Source organism: Pseudomonas sp. FH1 (assembly GCF_000510895.2).
Classification (GTDB): Bacteria; Pseudomonadota; Gammaproteobacteria; order Pseudomonadales; family Pseudomonadaceae; genus Aquipseudomonas; species Aquipseudomonas azotoformans_A.
Genome location: NZ_AOHM01000078.1, coordinates 69,609 through 77,313, shown reverse-complemented (window position 1 = coordinate 77,313; position 7,705 = coordinate 69,609). Strand labels below are relative to the sequence as shown.

General features: G+C 62.1%; 5 protein-coding genes. 1 reads left to right on the top strand and 4 read right to left on the bottom strand.

The features are described 5' to 3' along the window. The first annotated feature begins 84 nt into the window (after window positions 1-84). Window positions 85-2,238, top strand: coding sequence for an autotransporter outer membrane beta-barrel domain-containing protein (locus H096_RS22415; RefSeq protein ID WP_082461767.1), 2,154 nt, complete (start codon window positions 85-87; stop codon window positions 2,236-2,238). Between the two features lie 54 nt (window positions 2,239-2,292). Here H096_RS22415 and H096_RS22410 read toward each other — a convergent pair whose 3' ends face one another. The 4 genes from H096_RS22410 to H096_RS22395 form a co-directional block, all read right to left on the bottom strand. Further along, a complete protein-coding gene (locus H096_RS22410; protein WP_033901521.1) occupies window positions 2,293-2,880 on the bottom strand; it encodes a LysE family translocator in 588 nt (195 codons plus the stop codon). A 36-nt stretch (window positions 2,881-2,916) separates the two neighbouring features. After that, entirely contained in the window at window positions 2,917-3,771 is an 855-nt protein-coding gene (locus tag H096_RS22405) for an AraC family transcriptional regulator (RefSeq protein ID WP_033901520.1), read from the bottom strand. A 73-nt stretch (window positions 3,772-3,844) separates the two neighbouring features. Then, window positions 3,845-4,486: a DUF1345 domain-containing protein gene (locus tag H096_RS22400; protein ID WP_033901519.1), complete on the bottom strand. Its 642-nt coding sequence runs from the start codon at window positions 4,484-4,486 to the stop codon at window positions 3,845-3,847. Between the two features lie 120 nt (window positions 4,487-4,606). Further along, window positions 4,607-7,699, bottom strand: a complete 3,093-nt coding sequence (locus H096_RS22395) for an efflux RND transporter permease subunit (RefSeq protein ID WP_033901518.1) — start codon at window positions 7,697-7,699, stop codon at window positions 4,607-4,609. Window positions 7,700-7,705 lie beyond the last annotated feature (6 nt).

Sequence of the window (7,705 nt, the reverse complement as noted above, 5' to 3'; positions counted from 1 at the left end):
CAGGCGGCTATTTCACCAAATCTGAAAGTCTTTTTCAGAGTTTCCTTAAGTCTCGCGTTGAAAGCCAACGCTGTCACGTTGCTGATGCTCATGGCACACGCGGCGGATGCCCGAAGCATCACCGCCCCCGACGATTTCGTGCTGCCTGGCTCTCCCTCGGACCGCTACGAGTTGCAACCAGGTTCCGGATTTACCGTCAAAGGTGCAGTCACCAAGGATATTCGCGCCCAGTCCGCGACCTTGGTGGTTGAACCGGGCAGTTCCACCCAGGACATCACGGGGTTCAACTCCGATATTCGTATAGACGGTTCTGATGTGATTGCGCGCAGCACGGCGCCTGCCGCTGTGCATGCCAACGACAGCAAGGTATTGATCACCAACAGTAACATTATCAACAACAACGGCACCGGGCTGATCGCCGCCCGTACCGACGGTAGCACGGTGGGTTCTTCCGTGAAGGTCGTCGATAGCACGATCACCGGCACCCAACGCGGCGCCACGGCCAGCGCCTATAGCGTGCTGGACTTGATCGGTACAAAGGTCGAAGCAACCGGTGCCAGTGGTTTGGGGCTGGCTCTCTATAGCGGTCAGGCCAATGCCACCAACAGTCAGATTGTGGGTGGCAAAAATGGCGTGCTGGGCAGTACGCTGGTGCTGGACGGCTCCAGCGTTGAAGGCAAGAACGGTGCTGCGATTGTCACCCGCGAGGGAACCCACGCGGATATCCAGGTCCGCAACGGTTCGAGCCTGCTCGGTAGCAACGGTAATCTGCTCGAAGTGACCAATGGCTCCACCGCCAACTTCAATGTCGACCACAGCGCGTTGTTCGGCGACATCGTGGTCGAAGAGGGCAGCACCGCCAAAGCGCAGCTCAACAACGGCGCCTGGCTGACCGGCCAGTTGAAAAACGTCGCCGAGCTGAGTGTGAATGACGCCTCCCATTGGGTACTGGTGGGCGACAGCAATGTCGATGCTCTGAAAATGGGCGGCGGCGCCGTGCATTTTGGCGGGCCGGATGAGTTCTACCAGTTGGACGTGAAGAGCCTGGAAGGCAACGGTACGTTCATCATGAACACCGATTTCCTGACCCATCAGACCGACTTCCTCAACGTGGCAGGCAAGGCTGAAGGCAACCATAGCCTGATGCTGGCCGCCAGCGGTTCGAACTTGGCCGACGGCGAGCCGATCAAAGTGGTCCACACCGAAGGCGGGGATGCGCAGTTCAGCCTGGCCAGCGGTACGGTGGATGTCGGGGCGTACGCCTACGGTCTGCAGAAGGACGGCACCGACTGGTTCCTCGACCCCAACCGTAAGGGCACCAGCACCAGCGCCCATTCGGTACTGGCCCTGTTCAACAGCGCGCCCACCGTGCTGTACGGCGAAATGAGCATCCTACGTACGCGCATGGGTGAACTGCGCTTCAGTGAAGGCGCTGGCAACGGGATGTGGATGCGCAGCTACGGCAACAAATTCGACGTGGCGGCGAACAAGAACGGTGCGGGCTACACGCAGAACCAGAAGGGCTTCACCATCGGTGCCGATGCGCCACTGTCCGGCGGTGACGGCCAGTGGATCGCGGGTGTCATGGCCGGTCACAGTGCCTCCGACCTCAGCCTGACCCGTGGCAGCAGCGGCGAAGTGAAGAGTTACTACGTGGGTGGTTACGCCACCTGGCTGGACGCCGAAAGCGGGCTGTACTTCGACGGTGTGGCCAAGCTCAACCGCTTGCACACGGAAAACGACGTGACCATGAGCGATGGCAAGAAAGCCAAGGGCAACTACGCGCAAAATGCCGTGGGCGCCTCGGCGGAGTTCGGCCGTCATATCAAGCTGGACAACGACTTTTACGTGGAACCCTACGGCCAGTTGTCGGCAACCATCACTCAGGCGCAAAGCTACGAGTTGACCAACGGCCTGCAGGCCAAGGGCGACCGTTCCAGCTCCGTGGTGGGCAAGCTCGGCGTGACCGCCGGCAAGAACATCCAGCTGGAAAGCGGCGGTGTGTTGCAGCCTTACTTGCGTACCGCCGTGGCCCATGAGTTCGATCAGAGCAACAAGGTGTTCATCAACGACCAGACCTTCAACAACGACCTGTCGGGCTCGCGCATCGAGCTGGCGGCCGGTTTGGCGATGTCGGTTTCGGAGAACGTCAAGTTGCACGCTGACGTCGAAACCAGCCAAGGCAAGAAGATCGATCAGCCGTGGGGTGTCAACTTCGGGGTGCGTTACGACTTCTAACGTTGTCGTTGAGTTGAACAGGGGGAAGCCAAGGCTTCCCCTTTTTTTTTGCGTTCAGATCAGCACACTCAGCCAGGTCGAACCCAGCAGAAGCAGGGCCATGCACCGGTTGAAGCGCTGCATGGCGTTTGGCGAGCGCAGAAGCCGGCTCGACCCCGCACCCAACACCGCCCAGGCCCCGAGGCACGGCAGTGCAATCAGGAAAAACACCAGGGACAGCACCAGCACCTGGCTCTGACGTTCTGCACCGTGACCCGCGAATACACTGACCACGGCCAGCGCCATCATCCAGGTCTTGGGATTGATCAATTGCAGGCCGGCGGCGCCACGCAAGCCCAGTCGCTTGTGTGTTGACTGCACTTCTACGGCCGCTGCTGGCGCGCTGAAAATCTGCCACGCGAGATAGCTCAACCAGGCCACACCGGCCCATTGCATGGCACTCTGTACCCTGGGCAACTGCACCAGTGACTGGCCGACGCCCGTGCCCACCAGCAGCACAATGCCCGCCGCGCCCATGCAAGCCCCCAGAATGATCGGCAACGCGGCCTTGAAGCCGTAGCGTGCGCTGTTGCTGAGCACCAGGATATTGGTGGGGCCTGGGGTGATGGACGCGACAAAGGCAAACAGGATAAATGGCAGCATGGTGGACTCCGAACAATCAATCGATGGAGTCGATCTTCACAAGCCCGCGGGTGACCTGTCTGGAAGATTTGAGCAGCGCTTGCGGTACGCCGCAGGCGTCAACCCATAGGCGCGCACGAACCAGCGGCCCAGGTGGCTCTGGTCGGCAAAGCCCAGGGCAATCGCCACATCTGCCGGTTGGTCGCCCCTGGCCAGCAAATGCCGGGCGCGGGCCAGGCGCAGTTGCACCAGATAGGCGTGGGGTGGCAGGCCAAACGCGCTCTTGAACGCACGGTTCAGGCGGAAGCGGTCGACGCCACACGCAAGCGCCAGTTCGTCCATGCCCACATCAAACTGCAAATGGGCATGCAGGTATTCCCGCGCCTTGTGCGCCACCAAGGGCAATCGCGGGTCGTCGCGGTAGCGGGTGCGCCAGTAGAGTTGGCCGGTGAGGCGCTCCAGCAACTGGTCCATGGCGCGCTGGCGCACGATGCGCAGTTCGCCGCTGTGCAGGGTCTGGAAGGCTTGGCTGGTGGCCAGGGCCAGGCGTGGGTCGCTGGTCAAGGTGCTGGCGAAACTCAACTGGCTGTCCAGCGGCGCCTCTTCGAACACCGCACTGACTTCCCGCGCCAGCCAGTGCGGATCGAGGTAGAGCATGTGGTAGGTGAAGCCGTCTGCGGTGGGCGCGTCACCGTCATGCAGCTCGCCGGGTTCCACCAGAAACACCTGGCCCGGTACGCTATTGTGGCGCGTGCGGCGGCAGTTGAATTGCTGCACGCCTTGTTCGGTGACGCCGATCAGGTAGCTGTCGTGCCAGTGAGGGTCGTAGGCGTGGCCTTCAAAGTGCGCGCGCAGGGTCTCGATGCCAGTGTCGGCGTCCTGGGACAGGTCGATCCAGTTGTGCGCGGCCATAAAACACCGAGGCGGACTAAGTGAGGCCATTAGCGCCCAACGCGTGCCGGGCGTCTAGAAGGTTTGTGCAGCGTCAACCGAACAGCCCGGCAGCGATGTTGATCGAGAACCCCAGGATCGCGGTGTTGAACAGAAAGCCGATCAACGATTGCCCCAGCACCACTTTGCGCATGCCACGGGTGGCGACGCCCACGTCGGAGGTCTGCACCGCCACGCCGATGGTGAAGGAAAAGTACAGGAAGTCCCAGTAATTGGGGGTGGTCAGGCCCTCGGCAAAACGCAACGCCGGTTCCTTGCCGTCCCAGGTGTAATACAAACGAGCGTAGTGCACGCTGAAGATCACCCCGATCAGCAACCACGAACCGATCACGGTCAGCCCGGTGAAACCGTAGTGCAGCAGGCGCTCGGAGGTCGCCAGGTCTTTACTGCCCACCAGTTCGAAGGTGATGGTCGCCAGGCTGGCAATGGCCGCGATGCATACCGTGAACAGCACCAACCCGGCATTTTCATCTTCGACCTCGGCGATGCGTTTTACATCCTCGGCCTTGGCGCGGCGGGTCAGCCATAGCATCAGCATCAGGTAGGTCCAGACGCCGGCGTTCCAGCCAATGAGGATTTTGCTGACGAGGGTGTCGGCCGGCACCAGGATGCCCACGGCAATCCCGAACACGGCGGCGGCGGAGAGGCGGGGGTGGGTGCGGGCTAGAAACGGCATGGCGCTCACGAATCAGGGCAGTAGTGAGCACCTTAGGTTGTGCGGATGTTGGCTGCAAGCTGCAAGCTGCAAGCTAGAGCAGCCTTGCGTCTCTTGCAGCTTGCAGCTTGCCGCTGAAAACTAGCCCCTGCGCTTGCACACCAGCTTCATGACCACCACGAAGAACACCGGCACAAACACCACCGCCAGCGTTGCGGTGATCATCCCGCCGATCACCCCCGTACCAATCGCTTGCTGGCTGGCCGAACTGGCACCGGTGGCAATCGCCAGGGGCACCACGCCAAGGATGAACGCCAGGGACGTCATGATGATCGGCCGCAGGCGCAACCGTGCGGCTTTCAAGGTGGCGGTGACCAGGTCTTCGCCCTGGTCATACAGGTCCTTGGCGAACTCGATGATCAGGATCGCGTTCTTCGCCGAGAGGCCGATGATGGTAATCAGGCCAACCTTGAAGAACACATCGTTGGGCATGCCGCGCAAGCTCACCGCGACGACCGCGCCGAGTACACCGAGCGGCACCACCAGCAACACCGAGGTCGGGATCGACCAGCTTTCGTACAACGCCGCCAGGCACAGGAACACGATCAGCAGCGACAAGCCCAGCAGCAAGGGCGCCTGGGAACCGGACAAGCGTTCCTGCAACGACAGACCGGTCCATTCCTGGCCAAGACCTGCCGGCAACTGGCTGACCAGGCGCTGGATCTCGTCCATTGCCTCACCGGTGCTGTGCCCCGGAGCCGCTTCACCGGAAATCGCGATAGCCGGGTAGCCGTTGTAACGGGTCAGCTGCGTCGGGCCCTGGGTCCATTTGGCTTCGACAAAGGACGACAGCGGCACCATCTTGCCAGCGTTGTTGCGCACGTTGATTTTCATCAAGTCCGCGACCTGGCTGCGCTGGTCGCCTTCAGCCTGCACCACCACCCGCTGCATGCGGCCCTGGTTGGGGAAGTCGTTGATGTAGGCCGACCCGATGGCCGAGGACAACACATTGCCTACGTCCGCAAACGATACGCCCAGCGCGTTGGCCTGCTTGCGGTCCACTTCCAGTTGCACTTGCGGGGCTTCGGCCAGGGCGCTTTCGCGCACGTTGGCCAGGATCGGGCTTTTCTCGGCGGCGGCCAGCAATTCGGTACGCGCCGCCATCAGCGCGGCGTGGCCAACACCACCACGGTCCTGCAGGCGGAACTCGAAACCACTGGAGGTGCCCAGGCCATCCACCGGCGGTGGCAGCACCGCGTAGGCAATTGCATCCTTGAGCTCGCTGAAGGCCATGTTGGCGCGGTCGGCAATCGACGAAGCCGAATCATCGCTGCTGCGCTGCGACCAATCCTTAAGCGTGGTAAACGCCAGCGCGGCGTTCTGCCCGGAACCGGAGAAGCTGAAGCCCATGATCATGGTGGTGTCGCCCACCCCAGGTTCCTCGGCGTTGTGCGCTTCGATCTGCTCGGCCACCTGCACCGTGCGGTTCTTGCTCGCGCCGGGCGGCAATTGGATGTCGGTGATGGTGTAGCCCTGGTCTTCCACCGGCAGGAAGGAGGAGGGCAGGCGGCTGAACATCCAGCCCAGGCCTACCAGCAACACCAGGTAGATCAGCAGGTAGCGGCCGCTGCGCTTGAGGGCGTAGGCCACCCAGCCTTCATAGCGGTCGGTGAGCCGTTCAAAGCGCGTGTTGAACCAACCGAAGAAACCGCCTTTGGCATGGTGTTCGCCCTTGGCAATCGGCTTGAGCAAGGTGGCGCACAGGGCTGGGGTCAAGGTCAGGGCGAGGAACGCCGAGAACAGGATCGAGGTCGCCATCGACAACGAGAACTGCTGGTAGATCACCCCCACCGAACCGGCCATGAACGCCATCGGCAGGAACACCGCGACCAGCACCAGGGTAATGCCGATGATGGCCCCGGTGATCTGGCCCATGGCCTTTTTCGTCGCCTCCTTGGGCGACAAGCCCTCGGTCGCCATGATGCGCTCGACGTTCTCTACCACCACAATGGCGTCGTCCACCAGGATGCCGATGGCCAGCACCATGCCGAACATGGTCAATACGTTGATCGAGAAGCCCAGCAACAACATGGTGGCGAAGGTGCCCATCAGGGCAATCGGCACCACCAGCGTCGGGATCAAGGTGTAGCGCACGTTCTGCAGGAACAGGAACATCACCGCAAACACCAGCGCCATCGCTTCGAGCAGGGTGTAGACCACCTTGGTGATCGAGACCTTGACGAACGGCGAGGTGTCGTACGGGATCTTGTATTCCACATTGGCCGGGAAGTAGCGCGACAGCTCGTCCATCTTCGCCCTCACCAGCGTCGCGGTGTTCAGCGCATTGGCGCCCGGCGACAGCTGCACGCTGACAGCCGTGGACGGCTTGCCGTTCAGGCGGGTGGAGAACTGGTATTCCTGGCTGCCGACTTCAACCCGCGCCACATCGCCGATGCGCACGGTGGAGCCGTCCGGGTTGGCCTTGAGCACGATGTCGGCAAATTCCGCAGGTGTCGAAAGCTGGCCCTTGACCAGGATCGCGGCGGTGATTTCCTGGGTGTTGGTGCCCGGCAGATCACCGATGCTGCCGGCCGAAACCTGGGCGTTCTGCGCGCTGATCGCGGCGTTTACGTCGGCCGGCGTCAGGTTGAAACCAATCAGCTTCTGCGGGTCGATCCAGATGCGCATGGCGCGCTCGGCACCATATAGCTGGGCCTTGCCCACACCGTCGAGACGCTTGAGTTCGTTCATCACGTTGCGCGCCAGGTAATCACTCAGCGCCACGTCATCGAGCTTGCCGTCGTTGGAGGTGAGGGTCACCAGCAGCAGGAAGCCGGCGGAGACTTTTTCCACCTGCAAGCCTTGCTGGGTCACCGCCTGGGGCAGGCGCGGCTCCACCGCTTTGAGGCGGTTCTGCACGTCCACCTGGGCCATTTCCGGGTTGGTGCCCGGCTGGAAGGTGGCGGTGATTGTTGCCGAACCGAGGCTGCTCTGGGACTCGAAATACAGCAAGTGATCGGCGCCGTTGAGCTCCTGCTCGATCAGGCTTACCACGCTTTCATCCAGGGTCTGCGCCGACGCACCGGGGTACACCGCGTAGATCTCGACTTTCGGCGGCGCGACGTTGGGGTACTGCGCCACCGGCAACTGTGGGATCGCCAGCAAGCCGGCCAGCAGGATAAACAGGGCGACCACCCAGGCGAAGATCGGGCGGTCAATAAAGAACTGCGGCATGGCGGG

What these genes read in the sequence shown, in the direction of transcription:
- H096_RS22415 (WP_082461767.1), top strand. Translation starts at nt 85, where the DNA reads ATGCTCATGGCACACGCGGCGGATGCCCGAAGCATCACCGCCCCCGAC.
- H096_RS22395 (WP_033901518.1), bottom strand. Translation starts at nt 7,699, where the DNA reads ATGCCGCAGTTCTTTATTGACCGCCCGATCTTCGCCTGGGTGGTCGCC.
- H096_RS22405 (WP_033901520.1), bottom strand. Translation starts at nt 3,771, where the DNA reads ATGGCCGCGCACAACTGGATCGACCTGTCCCAGGACGCCGACACTGGC.
- H096_RS22410 (WP_033901521.1), bottom strand. Translation starts at nt 2,880, where the DNA reads ATGCTGCCATTTATCCTGTTTGCCTTTGTCGCGTCCATCACCCCAGGC.
- H096_RS22400 (WP_033901519.1), bottom strand. Translation starts at nt 4,486, where the DNA reads ATGCCGTTTCTAGCCCGCACCCACCCCCGCCTCTCCGCCGCCGCCGTG.